The 18,731-nt window shown below is 74.5% G+C and carries 19 protein-coding genes and 1 pseudogene; 15 read left to right on the top strand and 5 right to left on the bottom strand.

Features of this window, described 5'->3' with window-relative positions; genetic code table 11:
* Positions 1-204 precede the first annotated feature (204 nt).
* On the bottom strand, positions 205-957 hold the full coding sequence (locus ACFV4G_RS38725; protein WP_380447458.1) for a class I SAM-dependent methyltransferase: 753 nt from the start codon (positions 955-957) through the stop codon (positions 205-207).
* Positions 958-1,005: 48 nt separating this feature from the next.
* Positions 1,006-1,365 carry a hypothetical protein gene (locus tag ACFV4G_RS38730; protein ID WP_380447460.1) on the bottom strand — a complete coding sequence of 120 codons (360 nt, stop codon included), beginning with the start codon at positions 1,363-1,365 and terminating at the stop codon, positions 1,006-1,008.
* Positions 1,366-1,406: 41 nt separating this feature from the next.
* Here ACFV4G_RS38730 and ACFV4G_RS38735 point away from each other — a divergent pair, with 41 nt between their 5' ends.
* Together ACFV4G_RS38735 and ACFV4G_RS38740 are read left to right on the top strand one after the other, a co-directional pair.
* Complete coding sequence (locus ACFV4G_RS38735; RefSeq protein ID WP_380447462.1) at positions 1,407-1,955, top strand: hypothetical protein; 549 nt, start codon at positions 1,407-1,409, stop codon at positions 1,953-1,955.
* On the top strand, positions 1,952-2,737 hold the full coding sequence (locus tag ACFV4G_RS38740; RefSeq protein ID WP_380447491.1) for a class I SAM-dependent methyltransferase: 786 nt from the start codon (positions 1,952-1,954) through the stop codon (positions 2,735-2,737). Before ACFV4G_RS38735 ends, ACFV4G_RS38740 begins: the two co-directional genes overlap by 4 nt.
* A gap of 312 nt (positions 2,738-3,049) precedes the next feature.
* On the opposite strand, the gene ACFV4G_RS38745 is transcribed toward ACFV4G_RS38740, so the two are convergent.
* On the bottom strand, positions 3,050-4,138 hold the full coding sequence (locus tag ACFV4G_RS38745) for a DUF6745 domain-containing protein (RefSeq protein ID WP_380447464.1): 1,089 nt from the start codon (positions 4,136-4,138) through the stop codon (positions 3,050-3,052).
* Positions 4,139-4,227: 89 nt separating this feature from the next.
* Positions 4,228-4,554, bottom strand: coding sequence for a hypothetical protein (locus ACFV4G_RS38750; RefSeq protein WP_380447466.1), 327 nt, complete (start codon positions 4,552-4,554; stop codon positions 4,228-4,230).
* A 382-nt stretch (positions 4,555-4,936) separates the two neighbouring features.
* On the opposite strand from ACFV4G_RS38750, the gene ACFV4G_RS38755 reads away from it, so the two are divergent.
* From ACFV4G_RS38755 to ACFV4G_RS38815, 13 genes are all read left to right on the top strand, one after another.
* Complete coding sequence (locus ACFV4G_RS38755) at positions 4,937-5,884, top strand: STM4015 family protein (protein ID WP_380447468.1); 948 nt, start codon at positions 4,937-4,939, stop codon at positions 5,882-5,884.
* 58 nt (positions 5,885-5,942) lie between these two features.
* Positions 5,943-6,872: an STM4015 family protein gene (locus tag ACFV4G_RS38760; RefSeq protein WP_380447470.1), complete on the top strand. Its 930-nt coding sequence runs from the start codon at positions 5,943-5,945 to the stop codon at positions 6,870-6,872.
* Between the two features lie 18 nt (positions 6,873-6,890).
* A complete protein-coding gene (locus ACFV4G_RS38765) occupies positions 6,891-8,000 on the top strand; it encodes an STM4014 family protein (protein WP_380447472.1) in 1,110 nt (369 codons plus the stop codon).
* A gap of 41 nt (positions 8,001-8,041) precedes the next feature.
* Positions 8,042-8,926: an STM4013/SEN3800 family hydrolase gene (locus tag ACFV4G_RS38770; protein WP_380447493.1), complete on the top strand. Its 885-nt coding sequence runs from the start codon at positions 8,042-8,044 to the stop codon at positions 8,924-8,926.
* Positions 8,923-10,254, top strand: coding sequence for an STM4012 family radical SAM protein (locus tag ACFV4G_RS38775; RefSeq protein WP_380447473.1), 1,332 nt, complete (start codon positions 8,923-8,925; stop codon positions 10,252-10,254). The genes ACFV4G_RS38770 and ACFV4G_RS38775 overlap by 4 nt, the downstream gene beginning before the upstream one ends.
* An 11-nt stretch (positions 10,255-10,265) precedes the next feature.
* Entirely contained in the window at positions 10,266-11,207 is a 942-nt protein-coding gene (locus ACFV4G_RS38780; RefSeq protein ID WP_380447475.1) for an STM4011 family radical SAM protein, read from the top strand.
* Positions 11,208-11,359: 152 nt separating this feature from the next.
* Positions 11,360-11,740, top strand: coding sequence for a VOC family protein (locus tag ACFV4G_RS38785; RefSeq protein WP_380447477.1), 381 nt, complete (start codon positions 11,360-11,362; stop codon positions 11,738-11,740).
* A gap of 125 nt (positions 11,741-11,865) precedes the next feature.
* The gene (locus tag ACFV4G_RS38790) at positions 11,866-12,441 is read left to right on the top strand and encodes a YbaK/EbsC family protein (protein WP_380447479.1); all 576 of its coding nucleotides are present in this window, start codon (positions 11,866-11,868) and stop codon (positions 12,439-12,441) included.
* Between the two features lie 116 nt (positions 12,442-12,557).
* Complete coding sequence (locus ACFV4G_RS38795; protein ID WP_380447481.1) at positions 12,558-13,220, top strand: rhomboid-like protein; 663 nt, start codon at positions 12,558-12,560, stop codon at positions 13,218-13,220.
* Between the two features lie 117 nt (positions 13,221-13,337).
* Positions 13,338-14,144, top strand: coding sequence for an SAM-dependent methyltransferase (locus ACFV4G_RS38800; RefSeq protein WP_380447483.1), 807 nt, complete (start codon positions 13,338-13,340; stop codon positions 14,142-14,144).
* Between the two features lie 189 nt (positions 14,145-14,333).
* Entirely contained in the window at positions 14,334-15,758 is a 1,425-nt protein-coding gene (argG, locus tag ACFV4G_RS38805; RefSeq protein ID WP_380447485.1) for an argininosuccinate synthase, read from the top strand.
* A gap of 205 nt (positions 15,759-15,963) precedes the next feature.
* A complete protein-coding gene (locus ACFV4G_RS38810; RefSeq protein WP_380447487.1) occupies positions 15,964-16,629 on the top strand; it encodes a GAP family protein in 666 nt (221 codons plus the stop codon).
* A gap of 208 nt (positions 16,630-16,837) precedes the next feature.
* On the top strand, positions 16,838-18,094 hold the full coding sequence (locus ACFV4G_RS38815; RefSeq protein ID WP_380447489.1) for a hypothetical protein: 1,257 nt from the start codon (positions 16,838-16,840) through the stop codon (positions 18,092-18,094).
* Between the two features lie 72 nt (positions 18,095-18,166).
* Here the strand turns inward: ACFV4G_RS38815 and ACFV4G_RS38820 are convergent.
* Positions 18,167-18,731, bottom strand: a pseudogene (locus ACFV4G_RS38820) (hypothetical protein); the annotation flags it as partial.

The raw sequence follows: 18,731 nt of genomic DNA on the forward strand, positions 1-18,731 counted from the left end.
CTCGGGGGCGCTGTTCCGCCGCGGCCCCGGGGCGCGCCCGGCCGCGCGCCGCGGCGGGTGCGCCGGGCTCGGGGTCACTCGGGCTCGGGCCTTGCGGGCTCAGGCCTTCCGGGCTCGGGCCCTGCGGGTTCGGGCCCTGCGGGTTCGGGCCCTGCGGGTTCGGGCCCTGCGGGTTCGAGCCTTCCGGGCTCGGGCCCTGCCGGCTCAGGCCTTCCGGGCCTCGATGAGGAAGCGGGCCGAGTGCGCGACGAACGGCCCGTCCGTGCGGATCAGCGCGTCCAGTTCGCGCAGGCGCTCGTGGTACGCCTCGACGGTGAAGCCCGGGACCATCCAGATCACCTTGCGCAGGAAGTACACCACCGCGCCGACGTCGAAGAACTCCATCCGCAGCCGCTCCGAACGCAGGTCCACGACCTCCAGCCCGGCGGCCCGCGCGGCGGCGCTCTCGTCCTCGGGGCGGCGGCTCCTGCGCGCCTCGGGCTGCGGGCCGATGAAGTACTCGACCAGCTCGAAGCCGGAGGCCGGGCCGACGTGCTGCGCGAGGTAGGTGCCGCCGGGCCGCAGCACCCGGGCGATCTCCGCCCAGTGCGCCTTCACCGGGTGCCGGCTGCTGACCAGGTCGAACGCCCCGTCCGCGAACGGCAGCGGCGGCTCGTCCGGGTCGGACACGACGACGGCGCCGAGCGGGTGCAGCAGCTTCGTCGCCCGCGCCACGTTCGGCGGCCACGACTCGGTGGCCACCATCACCGCCGGGAAGTTCCCCGCCCCGGCCAGCACCTCACCACCGCCCGTCTGGACGTCGAGCGCCGCGTCGACCCGCGCCAGCCGCTCGCCCAGCAAGCGCTGGTAACCCCAGGACGGCCGCTCCTCGGTGGCCCGCCCGTCGAGCCAGGAGAAGTCCCAGCCGTCCACGGACACCGCCGCGGCCTCAGCGATCAGATCCTCGAAGGTGCGCATGCCCGTATCCTCGCCCGCACGCCGCTGCCCGGCCAGCCGGTCGTGCCGTCAGGCCCCCGCCGCCGCGCTGATCCTGCTCACGAACCCCGGCACGATCCGCAACCCGCCCGCCGCGATCAGCCCGGACACGTCCTGCGCCCCGCCGGCGTCCGCCTCGAACGCGACCACGACCGCCGGCACCTCACCGCAGCTCCGCTCGACCAGCCGCAGTTCCTCCGGCGTCGGTGCGCGGAACACCGGATCGTGGAAGTCCGCCGGGCACGCGACGTAGAGGGGATCGTCGAACACCAGCTCCAGCCCGTGGTGGTAGCCCAGGTCGTACCCGGCCGCCAGCCGCAACCGCCCAGGCCGCCAGGAGAACACGTCCCAGTCCCACCAGGACCCCTCCGGCAACTCGATCGTGTCCAAAACCGCTGTCCTCCGCCCCTCGACCGGGAGAGGATGATCCCATGTCGAACCAGCAGCCCGAAGAACCTCCGTACGGCCACTGCGTGGTGGCCAACGTGGCCGGGCAAACCACCCACGGCAGGGGCGGGCTGGACCTCCAGCGCGGCCTGAAGCACTTCGCGCCCGGTGCCAAGCTGTGGATCGCCCCGCCGCGCTGGGACCTCGGCGGCGGCCAGGTCGTGGTCGCCGGGCGGCACCGGGACAACAGCCGGCGGTACGTCACGCTCGTCACCGACATGCGCCACCTGGAGAACTTCCGGTCCCAGGAGGTCTTCAGCCCCGCCCTGCTGCGCGCGCTGACCCGACAGGGCCCCGGCGAGCCCCGTGGTCTGTGGACCGCCGAGCGGGCCGAGGAGTTCGCGACCCACCACAACGTCCCGCGCCTGGAGGTCCGCCTCGACGGCCACTACACGGCAGCGTTGGCCACCGTCCCGGAACCGCCGCCGATGGAGCTGGAGCACGACGGCAGGACATACTACCTCGCCCACCTCAACGCCAACAGCGCCCGGTACTCGAGCCTGCCTCCGCCCGAGGAGCCCGCATGTCGATGAGCCGATCCCCCACCGGCCGGTTCTACGACGAGTTCGCGGCGGGCTACCACCTCCTCTACCCGGACTGGGAGGCCTCCGTCGCCCGGCAGGGCGCCGCCCTGGACGGCCTCGTCCGCGGTCGGCTCGGCGACCAGCTCGGCGACCGACCGGCCACCGTGCTCGACTGTGCCTGCGGCATCGGGACCCAGGCGATCGGGCTCGCCGCCCTCGGCCATCACGTCACCGGGACCGACCTCAGCCCGGCCGCCGCCGCACGCGCCACCCGTGAGGCCGCCGGCCGCGGTCTCCGGCTGCCCGCCGCCGCTGCCGACATGCGCCGGCTCCCGTTCCCCGATGCCACGTTCGACGTCGTCGTGTGCGCCGACAACGCGCTCCCGCACCTCCTCACCGCCGACGACGTCCGCGCCGCCCTCACCGACATGCGCCGCACCCTCCGCAGCGGCGGCCTGCTCCTCCTCACCACCCGTCCCTACGACGACCTGCGCCGCGGGCGCCCGACCTCCACGCCGCCCCAGACCGCCGAACGCGACGGCCAGCGGTCCGTCATCTTCCAGCTCTGGCACTGGCACGAGGACGGCGAGCGCTACAACCTCGAACTCTTCCGGATGGCCCCGGACGCCACCGGCGAGTGGCGCACCGAAGTACACCGCTCCACCTACTGGGCGCTCACCCAGGCCCAGTTGACCGCCTTCGCCGCAGAGGCGGGCTTCATCGACCCGACCTGGGCCCCGCCGGAGGAGACCGGCTTCTTCCAGCCGGTGCTCATCGCCCGCGTGCCCTGACCTGAGCCGGCGGCCCGGCGGCTGCGGCTGCCCCCCCGGATCGCCGGATCGCTCCGCGCCTCTGCTCATCGCCTCCCGTCCACGAGCGCCGCCACCGCCTCGGCCACGCGGGCCGCGCCCTGCTCGCCCGCCATGCGCCGGGCCGCCGCCTCCGCACGCGTGCGGTGCGTCCGGTCGTCGACGGCCAGGCGAATGGCTGCCGCCAGGCGCTCCGCCGTCAGGTCGGCGTACGGGACCGGTCGCGGGGCCGCGCCGGCGGCGGCCAGACGAGCGGCCCAGAAGGGCTGGTCCGGCGGGGGGGGGCGGGGCGGCTCAGGTCTCGCGCTGCGGGTGGTACTCGGACTCGGGTATGCCGAACGTCCACGCGACCCCGGCCCGGGCGGTGCGGGTACTGGGCGGCACCCGCAGCCAGTAGGTGCGGAAGGTGCCGTCCGGCTCGGCCGTGGAGTTGACGACCTCGACCATGACGACGGGCTCGTCGCCGGGCATGACGATCCGCCACAGGACGCCGGTCTCGTCGCGGTGGAGCGGCTCGGCGCCGGCGTCGGCGAGGTAGCGGTCGTAGCCGTAGTGCTCCAGCAGGACGCGGCGCAGCTCGGCGTTCTCCTCGGTGCGGATCCGCTCGACGGTGATGTCGGCCAGGCCGGCCAGGAACTCGGCGGGGACGGGCATGCCGCGCCAGGCGTACAGGGCGAAGCCGTCGGGGTGGGCGAGGGCCGGGCCGTCGGCGCGGTCGAGGCGGCCGGCCTCGTCGCGGTGGAGCTCGACGGGCCGCTCGCTGATCAGCACGACGTCCTCGTAGGGCCACCACCAGCCGGCCGTGCGGGCGGCCTCGGCCAGCGGGGCGACGGCGCCGTCGAGCGCCCCGGCGGCCTCGAAGGCGGCGAACCAGGGCGCGTCGTGCGGTCCGCGGACGGCGTCGAGCAGCGCGAGGCGGACCGTGGTGCGCCGGGCACGGGCCGTCCGTTCGTCGTCGGACGGCGCGCCGGGATCGGTCTCGGGGGCGAGCCGGTCGAGGACGGCGTTGCGCACGCGGTCGGCGAGCGGGGTGGTGACCGGGCCGAGTTCGCCGCCGGTGAGCGCCCAGTGCGCCGCCCAGCCGGCCGCACCGACCTGCTCGACAGCACGCCTCCGGGCCTCCTCCCAGGCCCGGGTGCGGACGGCCTCGCGGACGCTCACCGCGCCGGCCTCCCGCAGCTCCAGCGCCGCCTCGGCGGCGGCGAGCGGCGAACCGTACCAGCGGACGCCGGCGGGCTCTGGCAGCCCGGCCGCGCGGTAGGCGGCGCGGACGGCGCGCTCGGCCGCCGCGCGGTCGTCCGGGCCGGTGGCGGCCGCCGCCGCGCGCCAACGGGCCGTCGCCTCGGCGGGCCCGACAACCAGGTGGGTCGCGCTGTTCTCCATCACGTGCTCCGATCCCGGCCGGGCTCCCCGCCCGGCCGTCTGCGTCCGTACCGTCCTTCCGTCCACCGGCCGACCGCCGTGCGGGCGCGTCAGTCGGCGACCACCCGCACCGCGCCCGGCGCGTACTCGCGCTGGCGCACCACCCGGTACCAGCCCTTGGGCAGCGGGATCGCCGCGTGCTCCTCGTGCACGACCCGCCCGCCCTCGGGCAGGTGCAGCCAGCCGGCACCGAACGGCCCGGCCTCGCGGCGCAGCGCCCCCGGCCCGACGACGGCGTGCGCGTGGCCGGTGACCTCGCCGAGGGCGAGCACCATCCGGCCGCGGGCGTCCCGCGGCTGCACGGCCAGCCCGGCCACCCGCGCCGGCACGGCGGCCTCCCCGACCGGCACGATCAGCACGTCACCCTGGCGGTACATCGGCTCTCCTCCCCCACTGCACGACGGACACCGGCGAACGCCGGAACCCGAGGCTCCACCGTCACTCTCCGGAGCCACAACCGGAACATAGGGCAAGGGTCTGACATCGACGCGGAATCTGCGGTGCTGGATGCGCATCGGAACCTCACGGGAGAATTCGGACGGAACTCGTCGAAACGTGAAATCGCCTACGCGAGAGGCCATTTCCGGCGCAGCGGAACCGGTGCTTCGCCCCCCGACGAACAGCGATCGCGGCATCCTGACCGGACGGTTCCGGCCCCCGGCGGCCGGGGCCCGCGCGCTCACGGGTGCCCCCGCTGCGGCGGATTGTCGGACCCGACTGGTAGACACGTGTTCGGCCCGACACCCGAGGAGCAGCGCCATGACCGTCAACGACCACATCGAGGAGTTCCACGGCCTCCCCGTCTTCGACTTCGCCGAGGCGGTCGAGCGGGAGGAGGCGGCCGCCGGAACACTGCCGCAGGCCACCGCGGTGGCGTGGAAGGTCGGTCTGGACTACGACTCCGAGGGCACCTTCGGCGAGCGGTGGCAGCGGTTCCTCGACACCGTCGACACCGCCCGGGTCACGGCCGTCGTGATCGGCCAGTGGTTCACCGAAGGCCCCGAGCCGTTCAGCGACGACGCGCTGGCCGCGATCACCGGCTCGGCCCACCGGCTGCCCGCCCTGCGCGCGCTGTTCGTCGGGGACATCACCTACGAGGAGAGCGAGATCTCCTGGCTGGAGATGTGCGACGTCACCCCGCTGCTGACGGCCTTCCCCCGGCTCACCGAGCTGGTGGTGCGCGGCGGCACGGACCTCGAACTGGAGCCGGTGCGCCACGAGGCGCTCACCGCGCTGCGCTTCGAGGCGGGCGGCCTGCCCGTCGAGGTCGTCCGCGCCGTCGCCGCCTGCGAACTGCCCGCGCTGGAGCGGCTGGAGCTGTGGCTCGGCGTCGAGAACTACGGCGGCGACGCCACACTCGACGACCTCGCGCCCTTCCTCGACGGCTCGCGCTTCCCCGCGCTGCGCCACCTCGGCCTGCAGAACAGCGAGTTCCAGGACGACATCGCCGCCGCCGTGGCCCACGCGCCGGTCGTGGCCCAGCTCGCATCGCTCAGCCTGTCGATGGGCGGCCTCTCCGACCAGGGCGCGGGCGCGCTGCTGGAGGGCCAGCCGCTCACCCACCTCCACGCCCTCGACCTGCACCACCACTACCTCACCGACGAGATGCAGCAGCGCCTGCGCCAGGCCCTCCCCGACGTCGAGATCGACCTCTCCGGCGGCGGCGACCCGGGCGGCCGCCGGCGCTACGTCGCCGTGGCCGAATAGCCCCGGCCGAGCAGCCGTCACCACCACCCTCCACCACCCGACCCCGCCAGGAGCGGACATGACCGTCGACCACCACCCCGGGCGCTTCCACGAGCTGCCGATCCACGACTTCGAGCCCGGCGCCGCGAAGCGGCCCGCCGCCGGCGCCGTCGCGTGGCGGCTCTCCCTGGAGTACGACGCCCCGCACGACTTCGCCGCCCTCTGGGAGACGTTCCTCGACACCGTCGACCCGGCGGCCGTCCGGGCACTGGTGATCGGTTCCTGGTGGCAGCGGGACTACGAACCCGTCAAGGAGGCCGTCGGCCTCCTCGCCGACGCCGCCGAACGCCTGCCCGCCCTGGAGGCGCTCTTCCTCGGCGACGTCACGTTCGACGAGTGCGAGATCTCCTGGCTGGAGATGTGCGACGTCACCCCGCTGCTGACGGCGTTCCCCGCCCTCCGCGAGTTCACCGTGCGCGGCGGCACCGGCCTGGCGTTCAAGCCGGTGCGCCACGACCGGCTCCGGTCCCTGCGCTTCGAGGCCGGCGGCCTGCCCGCCGAGGTCGTCCGCGCCGTGGGCGCCTGCGAACTGCCCGCGCTGGAGCGCCTGGTGCTCTGGCTCGGCGTGGACGAGTACGGCGGCGACGCGACCCTCGACGACCTCGCGCCATTCCTCGACGGCACGCGGCTGCCGGCGCTGCGCCACCTCGGCCTGGCCAACAGCGAGTTCCAGGACGAGATCGCCGCGGCCGTCGCGCACGCACCCGTCGTGGCCCGGCTCGAATCGCTCGACCTGTCGATGGGCGTGCTCACCGACGAGGGCGCCGCGGCCCTGCTGGAGGGCCAGCCGCTCACCCACCTCCGCGCCCTCGACCTGCACCACCACTACCTCACCGACGAGATGCAGCAGCGCCTGCGCCAGGCCCTCCCCGACGTCGAGATCGACCTCGGCGATGCCGAGGACGCCGACGAGGACCCCGACGAGCGCTACGTCGCGGTGGCCGAGTAGCGGGCGGGTGACGGCACGATGACGACGCGGCTGACCGTCCTCGGCAATCCGGGCCACCGGCGGGTGACACTGTTCGCCGCCGCGGCCCGGGCCGCCGGCCTGCCCGAGCCCGCCGTCCTGCCCTGGCTGGACGTGCTGCGCGGCGGGTACCGGCTGCCCGAGGGCGCTCTGCTGCGGATCGAATCGCCCGGCGAGGAGCCGGCGGTGGACGAACTGCTGCGCGGCCCGGCACTCGGCCCGTCCTACGCGCCCACCCGCGTGGAGGGCACGGCCGCCTGGTACGCGGGCGTGATGTCCGCGCTGCGCGCCCTGGCGGCCCGACCCGGCGTGCGGCTGATCGGCGATCCCGAGGAGATCGCCGTCATGTTCGACAAACGCCGGGCGCACGCGGCGCTGGCCGCCGCCGGGGTGCCGGTGCCCCGCGCGCTCGACACCACCGGCCTGACGGGCTGGGGCGAGCTGCGCGAGCGCGTGCGCGGGGCCGGCCTGCACCGGGTCTTCGTCAAGCCCGCGCACGGCTCCTCCGCCTCGGGGGTGGTGGCGCTGGAGTTCGGCCCGCGCGGCCAGGTGCAGGCCACCACGTCCGTCGAGCCGGCCGGCGGCGAGCTGCACAACTCGCTGCGGGTGCGGCGCTACCGCGGCGAGGCCGAGGTGGCCGCGATCGTCGACCGGCTCGCACCGGACGGGCTGCACGTCGAACAGTGGGTCCCGAAGGCGGCGCAGTCCGGCCGCTCGGCGGACCTGCGGGTCGTCGTGGTCGCCGGCCGGGCCACCCATGCCGTGGTGCGCACCAGCGCCCAGCCGATGACCAACCTGCACCTCGGCGGCGCCCGGGGCAGCCTCGACCTCGCCCGCGAGGCCGCCGGGCCCGCCTGGCCGGCCCTCCTGGAGACGGCCGAGCGCGCCGCCGCCTGCTTCCCCCGCTCGCCGATGGTCGGCGTCGACGTCCTGCCCGTCACGGGCTGGCGGCGCGCCGTGGTCGGCGAGGTCAACGCCTTCGGCGACCTCCTGCCGGACCTCACCGGCCTGCCCGGCGGCCCCGCCGAGGGCCTCGACACCTACGCCGCCCAGCTGGCCGCCCTGACCGCCCCCCTGACCGCCGCCCACCCCGGAACGACAGAACGATGAATCACCAGACGCCCGGCACGCACTCCCACCCGGACCCCGACATGAACGCCGTCGTGGGCACCCACGACCTCCTGCTCGTCACGCTCGACACCCTCCGCTTCGACGTCGCCGAGGAGCTCGCCGCCGCCGGCCGCATCCCGCACCTCGCCGCGCACCTGCCCGGCGGCCGCTGGGAGCGCCGCCACGCGCCCGGCAGCTTCACGTACGCCTCCCACCAGGCGATCCTGGCCGGCTTCCTGCCCACCCCAGCCGCGCCCGGCGGCCCGCACCCGCGCCTGTTCGCGGCCCGCTTCGCCGGCTCGGAGAGCACCGCCCCGCGCACCTGGGTCTTCGACGCCCCCTACCTGCCGACCGCGCTCGGCGCGGCCGGCTACCGGACGGTGTGCATCGGCGGTGTCGGCTTCTTCAACAAGCAGGGCCCGCTCGGCTCGGTGCTCCCCGGCCTGTTCCAGGAGAGCCACTGGACTCCGGAGATGGGCGTGCCCTCGCCGACGTCGTTCGAGGCGCAGGTCGCCCGGGCCGAGCAGGTCGTCGCCGAACAGCCCCCCGGACAGCCGCTGTTCCTGTTCCTGAACGTCTCCGCGCTGCACCAGCCGAACTGGTTCCACCTGCCCGGCGCCACCCGCGAGCACGGCGACTCGCGCGCCAGCCACGCCGCCGCGCTGGAGTACGTGGACGCCCACATCGGCCGCCTGTTCGCGGCGATGAGCGCCCGCCGCCCGTGCTTCACGATCGTCTGCTCCGACCACGGCACCGCGTACGGCGAGGACGGCTACACCGGCCACCGGATCGGCCACGAGGTGGTCTGGACGGTCCCGTACGCCCACTTCACGATCCCGCGCCGCTCCGCGGTCCCCCGCGACGCCACGATCCCCCACCACACCGCGGTCCCCCGCACGAGCACCACCAAGGAGCCCGCGGCATGACGACGGCACCCCCACGCACCGAATCGCCCTACCAGTCGTACGTCTACGCCTACCCGCACAAGACGGCGTACCGTCCGCTGCCCGAGCGCCCGGCGGTGGCCGGGCTGTGGGCGGGCGAGGCGCAGCACGCGCTCTCGCTCTACCTGCACATCCCGTTCTGCGAGGTGCGCTGCGGCTTCTGCAACCTGTTCACCCGGATCGGCAGCCCGGAGGGCCTGACCACCGCGTACCTGGACGCGCTGGAGCGCCAGGCCGACGCCGTCCGCGGGGCACTGGACGCCGACGCCCGGTTCGCGGTGGCCGCGTTCGGCGGCGGGACGCCCACGTACCTGACGGCGGGCGAGCTGGAGCGGCTGTGCGACATCGCCGAGCGGCACATGGGCGCCGACCTGCGGGCGATACCCCTGTCCGTGGAGGCCTCCCCCGCCACCGCGACGGCCGACCGGCTGGAGATCCTGGCCGCCCGGGGCACCACCCGGCTGAGCCTGGGCGTGCAGTCCTTCGTCGACGCCGAGGCCCGCTCGGCGGTCCGCCCGCAGAAGCGCGCCGAGGTCGAGGCGGCCCTCGGCCGGATCCGCGCGGCCGGTTTCCCGGTGCTCAACATCGACCTCATCTACGGCATCGACGGCCAGACCGAGGCCAGTTGGCTGCACTCGCTGGACGCCGCGCTCGCCTGGCAGCCCGAGGAGCTGTACCTCTACCCGCTGTACGTCCGCCCGCTCACCGGACTGGCCCGGCGCGGCGAGCAGGAGAGCCTCTCCGCCTGGGACGCCCGCCGGCTCGCGCTCTACCGCACCGGCCGGGACCACCTCCTCGCGCACGGATACGAGCAGGTGTCGATGCGGATGTTCCGCCGCGCCGCGTCCCCGCAGGCGGGCGTGAGCGAGTACGCGTGCCAGACCGACGGCATGGTCGGCCTGGGCTGCGGGGCACGCTCGTACACGTCGCGGCTGCACTACTCCTTCGACTACGCGGTCAACGCGACCGAGGTGCGCGGCATCATCGACGACTACGTCGCCACGGCGGACTTCCACCGGGCCGAGGTCGGACACGCCATGACCGGCGACGAGCCGCGCCGCCGCCACCTCGTCCAGTCGCTGCTCCAGGCCCAGGGCATGCCGCTGGCCGACTACCGGGCCCGGTTCGGCGGCACGCCCGCCGAGGACTTCCCCGCCGAGCTGGCCGAGTTCGCCGAGCGCGGCTGGCTGGCCGGGGACGATGCGCGCCTGGTACTCACGCCGGAGGGACTGGCGCACTCGGACGCCGCCGGGCCGATGCTGTTCTCGCCCGGGGTCCGGGCTCTGATGGCGGGCTACGAGGCGAAATGACGTTCCTCGGCATGCCGTCCCCGCCTGCCACCGAACCTCCCGCCGACGACTCCGCGGGCGACTCGGCGGACGCCACCACCGGCGCCCCGCGGGACCTCACCCTCCTCTACCGCGGCCCGCTCGCCTCCTGCGACTACGACTGCCCGTACTGCCCGTTCGCCAAGCGGCGCGACACGCCCGAGCAGCTGCGCGCCGACCGCGCCGCGCTGGAGCGCTTCACCGCCTGGGCCGCCGGGCGGGCGGGCACCGGCGACACGCTGTCGCTGCTGTTCACCCCGTGGGGCGAGGGCCTCGTGCGGTCGTGGTACCGCCGCGCGCTGGCCGAGCTGAGCCGGCTCCCGCACGTCCGCCGCGTCGCGATCCAGACCAACCTCAGCTGCCGCACCGACTGGCTCGCCGAGGCCGACCTCGACAGCCTCGCCCTGTGGGTCACCTACCACCCCGGCCAGGTCACCCACGACCGTTTCCTCGCCAAGTGCCGCGAGCTGGACGCACTGGGCGCGCGCTACAGCGTCGGCGTGGTCGGCCAACCCGAGCACCTCGCCGAGGCGCGGCGCCTGCGCGCCGCGCTCGCCCCGCACGTCTACCTCTGGATCAACGCCGCCGAGGGCCGCACGTACACCGACGCCGAGGCCGCGCAATGGGCCGCCCTCGACCCGCACTTCGGCTACAGCCGGCACGCGCACCCGAGCGCCGGGCTCCCCTGCCGCACGGGCGAGTCCGTGCTCTCGGTGGACGGCGACGGCACGGTGCGCCGCTGCCACTTCGTCCGGGACGTCCTCGGGAACCTCTACGACGGCAGCTACCGCGCCCGACTCCGCCCCCGCGCCTGCCCGTTGCCGGTCTGCGACTGCCACATCGGCTACGTCCACCTGGAGACGCTGCCGTTGTACGAGCTGTTCGGCGCGGGTGTCCTGGAACGGGTGCCGGCGGAGTGGCCACCGGCAGCGTGAAGCATCGCCGGAGCGCGTGCGCGCCCACGCTGCGTGACGTCCCGACGACACCCCGCGCACACCCCACAGCGGCGCTCCGCAGCAGCGCTCCGCCCGCCGCGCGGCCACGCCCGCACCTCCCTAGCCTGGTAATCAGGAGGAGGCGAACCACCATGCTTGGAGACGGACCGCTGCAGGCAGTCATCCCCGCCACCGACCTCGGCCGCGCCAAGGCCTTCTACACGGACGTGCTCGGCCTCAAGCTCACCAGGGAGGACGGGGAGCAGCTCACGTGCGATTGTGGCGGCACCGAGTTCACGATCTACCACACCCCCAGCGGCGGCCAGTCCGCCCACACGCTCGCCAGCTTCAAGGTCGGCGACCTCGACGGCGAGATGGCCGCCCTGCGCGAGCGCGGCATCACGTTCGAGGAGTACGACTTCCCCGGCCTGAAGACCGTCGACGGCGTCGCCGAGCGCGACGACATGCGCGCCGCCTGGTTCAAGGACAGCGAGGGCAACATCCTCTGCGTCGCCCAGCGCACCGACACCTGATCAACACCCCGCGATTCACCCCCACGAATCACCCCCGCGAACCCCTGGAACCGACACGACCGCCGGACTGCCGTCCCCGGAAGCGGATCGCGCTCCCGCGGACGGCGGTTCGGTAGGGTCGGGCCATGAGCGAGCAGATCGTCCCGCCCTTCGGCAGGTTCCCCGTCGTCCGCGCGGCGCTCGACGTCCACGACGAACTCGCAGCGCCCGTCGCGGACGCGCTGAAGAACTGGGACGCCCACGAAGACGGCCAGGAGGCGGCGCGCTCGGTGCTGTACGTGGACACCGACCCCGACAAGGCGGACACCGCCGTCTTCTGCGAGACCTACGGGACACCGCTCGAATACTCGGCGAACTGCGTGGTGGTCGCCGCCAAGCGCGGCGGTGAGGTCACGCTGGCCGCCGCCGTCGTCCTCGCGACCACCCGGCTCGACGTCAACCAGGTGGTGCGGAGGCACTTGGGGGCGCGCAAGGCGTCGTTCGCGCCGATGGACACCGCCGTCGCCGAGACGGGCATGGAGTACGGCGGCATCACCCCCGTCGGACTGCCCGCCCACTGGCCCCTGCTGATCGACGAGGCCGTGGCCAAGGCCCCACACGTGCTCATCGGCAGCGGCCGACGCCGGGGCAAGCTGATCCTGCCGGGCCCCGTCCTGGCCCGCCTCCCGCACGCCGAGGTGCTCCCCGGCCTCGCGACCTGAGCCCGCCCGCACGGGACGGAGCACCCTCCGCACGCCGATAGGCTGCCAACGTACTGCCGGACACCGGCAGGGGCCCGACACGGGGCTTCGGTCGGACGACGAAGGCGGAAGGCACGATGGAAGACCGCGGCGACAAGGTGCTGCGCGTGCTGGCGCGGCTGCGCCTGACCACCGTCTACGTCCTGCTGCTGACCGCGACCGCCGCCTGGCTCGCGAGCCAGAGCCACGCCGGCCGGGCCCGCTTCGTCCGGCACAACAGCAGCAACGTCCACCACATGGAGGTCGGCAAGTGGTGGACCCTCTTCACCAGCGGCCTCGTGGTCGACGGCGTCCCCGCCTGGGCCGGGATCGCCGCCGTCGCCGCCGTGCTCGGCCTCGCCGAGTGGCGGTGGGGCGCGCTCCGGGCGGGCGCCGTCTTCGCCTTCGGGCACCTCGGCGCCACGCTGCTCACCGAGGGCGCGATGTGGGTCATGATCACCACCGGCATCCCGGGCGCGCTCTCCCGCGCCCGTGACGTCGGGATCAGCTACGGCCTCGTCGCCACCGGCTCCTGTCTGCTCGCCCTCGGCCCCAAACCCCTGCGCCGGTACGGCCTTCCGGCGCTCGCCGTCGCCCTCGCCGCGGCCTGGGCCGTGGACCAGGAACTCGCCGACGCGGGCCACCTCATCGCCCTCGCCCTCGGCGTGCTGGCCTCCCGCCGGCCCTGGCTGCGCAAGCGCGCCGTCCGGGCACCCGCCGGAGCCGCCCCCAGGCGCCTCCACCGCGCGGCCGCCGGGTAGTCGACGGGCACCCGCGGTTCACCTCCCGCCGCAGCTCGGCCGCTATCATGCGCGGACGTTCGATTGGCTGCACCGCCCCGCCGGATGACAGCCGCTCAGCACAGTGGAGGGGACCGGATGTTCAACACCGACGGCACCAGTGGGACGGACGTCCCGACCGATCTCCGGACGGACCGCCCGCACCCGGCGCGGATCTACGACTACTGGCTCGGCGGCAAGGACAACTTCCCCTCGGACCGGGCCGCGGCCGAGCACGCCATCGCCGCCGCGCCCGACATCCCGCAGGCGGCCCGCGAGAACCGCGCCTTCCTGCGCCGCGCCGTGCGGCTCTGCGTCGAGGCCGGCGTCCGGCAGTTCATCGACATCGGCTCCGGCCTGCCCGCCCGCGGCAACGTCCACGAGGTCGCCCAGGAACTCGCCCCGGACGCGCGCGTCGTGTACATCGACAACGACCCCATCGTCCTCGCCCACGGCCGGGCCCTGCTCGCGGACAACCGCAGCACCACCGTCCTGACCGGCGACCTCCGGGACATCGAGGAACTGCTGGACCGCTCCGAACTGCGCTCCCTGATCGACCTGTCCCAGCCCGTCGCCGTGCTCATGCTCGCCGTCCTGCACTTCGTCGACGACGCCCAGGCCGCGTCCGCCGTCCGGGCCGTGCGCGAGAGAGTCGCCCCGGGCAGCCACCTGCTGGTGTCGCACAGCACCGCCGAGGGCAACCCGCAGCGGGCCGAGGAGGTCGGCAAGACCTGGCAGAACGCGACGTCCCAGATCAACGGGCGCGGCCGGGCCGAGGTCGAGGCCTTCTTCGACGGCTGGGAGCTGCTGGAGCCCGGCGTCGACTTCGTCCCGCTCTGGCGCCCGGACGGCTCCACCGCGAACACCACCCGCTGGATGTACGCGGGCGTCGGCCGCAAGTCCTGACCCCGGCGACCACCACCGCGGCCCCGCCCGACGGCACCGGTCCGCCGGGCGGACCCGGCCGCCACTTTCGTATTGTCTTGCGCTACTCTGCAAACCTATGCCAGGGTGACGGTGTCGGACACCAGTGCCGAAACGTCCCACACGTCGCTAGTTCGAAGGCCCGCGCGCCGCGGGTCCAGGGGTGCACGCATGTCGAAGGTCTTGAGCAAGCTGCCGGTCGGTGAACGGATCGGCATCGCATTCTCCGGTGGGTTGGACACCTCCGTCGCGGTCGCGTGGATGCGCGAGCACGGCGCCGTCCCCTACGCGTACACGGCGGACATCGGCCAGTACGACGAGCCGAACCTCTCCGACGTGCCCGCGCGCGGCCGCGCCTACGGCGCCGAGCAGGCCCGCCTCGTGGACTGCCGGGCCGCGCTGGTCGAGGAGGGCCTGGCCGCGCTCGCGTGCGGCGCCTTCCACATCCGCTCCGCCGGACAGACGTACTTCAACACCACCCCGCTCGGCCGCGCCGTGACGGGCACCCTGCTGGTCCGCGCCATGCAGGAGGACGAGGTCTCGATCTGGGGCGACGGCTCCACCTACAAGGGCAACGACATCGAGCGGTTCTACCGCTACGGCCTGCTCGCCAACCCCAGCCTGCGGATCTACAAGCCGTGGCTGGACCAGCGGTTCGTCTCCGAGCTGGGCGGCCGCAAGGAGATGTCCGAGTGGCTCGCCGAGCGCGACCTGCCCTACCGCGACTCCGCCGAGAAGGCCTACTCCACCGACGCCAACATCTGGGGCGCCACCCACGAGGCCAAGCGCCTGGAGTACCTGGACGCCTCGATCGAGATCGTCGCCCCGATCATGGGCGTGCCGTTCTGGGACCAGTCCGTCGACATCCCGGCCGAGGACGTCACCGTCGAGTTCGAGTTCGGCCGCCCGGTGCGGATCAACGGGCGGGTGTTCGCCGACGACGTCGAGCTGGTGCACGAGGCCAACCGCATCGGCGGCCGGCACGGTCTCGGCATGTCCGACCAGATCGAGAACCGCATCATCGAGGCCAAGAGCCGCGGCATCTACGAGGCGCCCGGCATGGCCCTGCTGCACACCGCCTACGAGCGGCTGCTCAACGCCATCCACAACGAGGACACCCTCGCCACCTACCACACCCAGGGCCGCCGCCTCGGCCGGCTGCTGTACGAGGGCCGCTGGTTCGACCCGCAGGCGCTCATGCTGCGCGACAGCCTGCAGAAGTGGGTCGGCCAGGCCGTCACCGGCAGCGTGACCCTGCGCCTGCGCCGCGGCCAGGACTACTCGGTGCTCGACACCCAGGGCCCGAACTTCAGCTACCACCCCGAGAAGCTGTCGATGGAGCGCAGCGTGGACGCCGCGTTCGTCCCGGACGACCGCATCGGCCAGCTGACCATGCGCAACCTCGACATCGCCGACTCGCGCAGCAAGCTGGAGCAGTACGCCACGCACGGTCAGCTCGCCCCCTGGAGCGGCCTGATCGGCGAGCTCGCCCCGGGCGGCGCGGCGCCGATCGCGGCGGCCAGCCAGGACGCCGGGGCGGTCGCGGCCGAGGCCACCGCGCTCGACCAGGCGGCCATCGAGTCCGGCAACGACTGATCCCCGCACTCCCCCGCCCGAGGGCCGTGGCGCCGTGTGTGCCACGGCCCTCGGCCGTGTCCGAAGCCGCCCGCGCGTACCCGCGCAAGACGTCGTGCCGGCGTCGTGGCGACCTCGTGCCGGCGTCGTGCCGACGTTGTGCCCACGGCGGCCCGGGGCGGACCATGGACGGAGGAGGACCCCGTCGTCCAGAGCGGGAGCGGGGATGGGTGAGGCAGTCGGTGCGATGCTGGCGTCGGCCGCGGGCATCGCGATCGGCCCGCGTCCGCTGATCGCGGCGATCCTCATGCTGGCCGCTCCGCGCGGTCGCGCCAACGCGCTCGCCCTGACGGCGGGCCGGGCGGCCGCCCTGGGTGCGATCGCGGCGGTCGTCGTGACGGCCGGCAGCAGGCCGGCCCCCGGCGGCGAGCCCACCTGGTCGTCCTGGCTCAAGCTCGCGCTGGGCACGCTGCTCGTGCTGCTGGCGCTCGGGCAGTGGCGGGACCGGCCGCGCGAGGGCCACGTCAACGCGCCGCCGGGCTGGATGCGCTCGGTGCGCCGATTCACCGCGGGTCGATCGGCCCGTCTCGGGGCGGCCCTCGCCGCCGCGAGCCCGAAGGACGTCGTCCTGGCCGTCGGCGGCGCCGCCTCCGTCGCCGCGAGCCCGACGAGCGGCGCGGGCAAGGCGGTGGCCGGCACGTTGATGGTGCTCATCGCCTCGCTGTGCACGCTGCTGCCGCTCGCGGTGCACCTCCTGGGCCGCGACGGCTCCGCGCGCACCCTGGGCGAGTGGAAGGCCTGGATGTCCGCCCACCACACCGCGATCACGACGACGGTCCTGGCCGTCCTCGGCACCACCTACCTCGGCGACGCCCTCACCGGCCTCGCGTGAACCCGCGTGAGCCGGGCAGACCCCGCGCGAGCCGAGCAGACCCGCCGTTCCCGAACGACGCCGCTCCCCCAAGAGCCGCGCGGTGGCCCGTATCCACCACTTCGACCGAATGTGCGCGGGTCTGACGGTTGATGACATACTCCTCTGCGCAATACCCGGCGCTGCCGTTACGACGCCGGGCCGACATCCACGGGGGACACGAACGTCCATGTCATCGATACGTCGTACCCAGCGCACCGCGCGCGCCGCCCTCGCGGCGTCCACGCTGACGCTGACGCTCCTCGCCACCTCCGCCTGCGGGCCGGACAACAGCTCCAGTGACGCGGCGGCCTCCACGGCCGCGACCGCGGCCGCCACGAGCGCCGCGGCCACCGCCGCCGCGAGCGGCAAGGCGCCCGGGCTCGGGCTGCCGGCCAACCTCGACGACCTCAAGAAGTGGAAGACCGCCGACTGGGAGAAGTGGGCCAAGGACTACGCGGCCCCGGCCGTCGCCAAGGGCTACTGGACCGTCGAGAAGCTCCTCGCCGCCAAGCCGGTCGACCAGCTGAAGCCGCCGGCGACCACGCCCACCGGCCAGCCCACCCAGGCCCCGCAGCCGACCGCGCAGCCCACCGGCGCGAGCACCCAGCCGCCCGCCGACGGCGGCAACGACACCCCGCCGCAGAGCGTCGAGGCCCAGGCGGACGCCCACCCGTACGCCAAGAACCTGGCCGTGTTCGGGAAGATCTTCTTCGACAAGCCCGGCGCCGCGACCCTCGACCCGGGCAAGCTCGGCCAGCACTACGTGTGTTCGGGCACCGTGGTCGCCGACCCGGCGCACCCGGGCAAGAGCAACCTGGTGTGGACCGCCGGGCACTGCGCCCACCAGGGCAAGGGCTCGACGTTCAACGAGAACATCGTCTTCATCCCGGACTTCAACGCGGGCGGCGCCGTCAGCGGCGGCAAGCGTCCGACCGACGTCTCGCAGTACGCGCCGTACGGCGAGTGGGGCGCCGTCAACCACGTGACCTCCCCGGTCTGGGAGGCCGAGGGCGGCGAGGTCGGCCCGGCCGCCCAGTACGACTTCGCGATCCTGCGGGTGAAGCCGGAGAACGACACGGGCAAGTCGCTGGAGGAGACGGTCGGCGGCGCGGTGCCGGTCTGGTTCAACGCCCCGCGCGACCAGCTCAACATCACCAACTACGGCTACCCGGCCGCTCCCCCGTTCGACGGGCTGGAGCTGAACCACTGCCCGGGCGGCAAGCCGTCCCGGATGTCCTTCGACCCGTCGCGCCCGCCGATGCTGGCGATCGGCTGCTCGATGACCGGCGGTTCGAGCGGCGGCGGCTGGCTGTCGACCAAGGACGGCAAGCCGGCCCTGGTCAGCAACGTGTCGGTCGGCAACGACGCGCTGAAGTACCAGGCCGGTCCGTACCTGGACGACGTGGCGGCCGGCCTGTTCGACTTCATCTCCAAGAAGGGCTAGCCACCGGCTGCCCACGGCGATCGGCCCCCGCCCTCCCCCACGTCACGTGCGGGCGGGCGGGGGCCGTCGTCGTCAGCGGATCCGCGCCGGCCCCCTCCCCCGCACCGCCCGCACGCCCAGCCGGCCGTCGTCCGCCCGTGGGCTCACCGCGGCCGGTATCTCCCGGAGCGTCAGCACGATCTCGCCGTCGAAACGTTCCGCCAGCAGCCGCACCAGCTCCGCGGCCCCGTCCGGCCGCACGTCGGGGGAGAGGGCGGGCAGCCGGCCCGGGGCGCTGAGGTCCTGCGCCTGGACGGCCCAGCGGGCCGCGTCGCCGTCCTCGCCCTCGGCCGCGTAGTGCACCGCCAGGCAGTGGACGGCGAGTTGGTCGCCGTACTGCGCGGCGATCCGCCACCAGAAGACGGCGTCGGCGGTGCGGTCCATGCCGTACAGCAGGCAGCCGAGGGTCCGGAAGGCCGCCTTCTCGGCGAGCTCCAGGTCCAGCGCGAGTTCGCACGGCTCGACCGTGCCCGCCACGCCCCAGCACAGGTGCCGCAGGTCGCGCCGGAGTTCCGCGCGCCCCGCGCCGTCCCGGCGGGCCGCGCCGGTGCGGCGGCCGGCGGCCGGGCGGACGGTGCGGTCCCGGCCCGTGCCCGGC

Origin of the sequence: Kitasatospora sp. NPDC059747, assembly GCF_042732955.1 — a bacterium.
GTDB lineage: Bacteria > Actinomycetota > Actinomycetes > Streptomycetales > Streptomycetaceae > Kitasatospora.

Coding starts and splice junctions, on each gene's coding strand:
- ACFV4G_RS38725 (WP_380447458.1), bottom strand. CDS start 957: ATGCGCACCTTCGAGGATCTGATCGCTGAGGCCGCGGCGGTGTCCGTG.
- ACFV4G_RS38735 (WP_380447462.1), top strand. CDS start 1,407: ATGTCGAACCAGCAGCCCGAAGAACCTCCGTACGGCCACTGCGTGGTG.
- ACFV4G_RS38815 (WP_380447489.1), top strand. CDS start 16,838: ATGTCATCGATACGTCGTACCCAGCGCACCGCGCGCGCCGCCCTCGCG.
- ACFV4G_RS38745 (WP_380447464.1), bottom strand. CDS start 4,138: ATGGAGAACAGCGCGACCCACCTGGTTGTCGGGCCCGCCGAGGCGACG.
- argG (WP_380447485.1), top strand. CDS start 14,334: ATGTCGAAGGTCTTGAGCAAGCTGCCGGTCGGTGAACGGATCGGCATC.
- ACFV4G_RS38740 (WP_380447491.1), top strand. CDS start 1,952: ATGAGCCGATCCCCCACCGGCCGGTTCTACGACGAGTTCGCGGCGGGC.
- ACFV4G_RS38780 (WP_380447475.1), top strand. CDS start 10,266: ATGCCGTCCCCGCCTGCCACCGAACCTCCCGCCGACGACTCCGCGGGC.
- ACFV4G_RS38755 (WP_380447468.1), top strand. CDS start 4,937: ATGACCGTCAACGACCACATCGAGGAGTTCCACGGCCTCCCCGTCTTC.
- ACFV4G_RS38810 (WP_380447487.1), top strand. CDS start 15,964: ATGGGTGAGGCAGTCGGTGCGATGCTGGCGTCGGCCGCGGGCATCGCG.
- ACFV4G_RS38750 (WP_380447466.1), bottom strand. CDS start 4,554: ATGTACCGCCAGGGTGACGTGCTGATCGTGCCGGTCGGGGAGGCCGCC.
- ACFV4G_RS38785 (WP_380447477.1), top strand. CDS start 11,360: ATGCTTGGAGACGGACCGCTGCAGGCAGTCATCCCCGCCACCGACCTC.
- ACFV4G_RS38760 (WP_380447470.1), top strand. CDS start 5,943: ATGACCGTCGACCACCACCCCGGGCGCTTCCACGAGCTGCCGATCCAC.
- ACFV4G_RS38795 (WP_380447481.1), top strand. CDS start 12,558: ATGGAAGACCGCGGCGACAAGGTGCTGCGCGTGCTGGCGCGGCTGCGC.
- ACFV4G_RS38765 (WP_380447472.1), top strand. CDS start 6,891: ATGACGACGCGGCTGACCGTCCTCGGCAATCCGGGCCACCGGCGGGTG.
- ACFV4G_RS38770 (WP_380447493.1), top strand. CDS start 8,042: ATGAACGCCGTCGTGGGCACCCACGACCTCCTGCTCGTCACGCTCGAC.
- ACFV4G_RS38790 (WP_380447479.1), top strand. CDS start 11,866: ATGAGCGAGCAGATCGTCCCGCCCTTCGGCAGGTTCCCCGTCGTCCGC.
- ACFV4G_RS38800 (WP_380447483.1), top strand. CDS start 13,338: ATGTTCAACACCGACGGCACCAGTGGGACGGACGTCCCGACCGATCTC.
- ACFV4G_RS38775 (WP_380447473.1), top strand. CDS start 8,923: ATGACGACGGCACCCCCACGCACCGAATCGCCCTACCAGTCGTACGTC.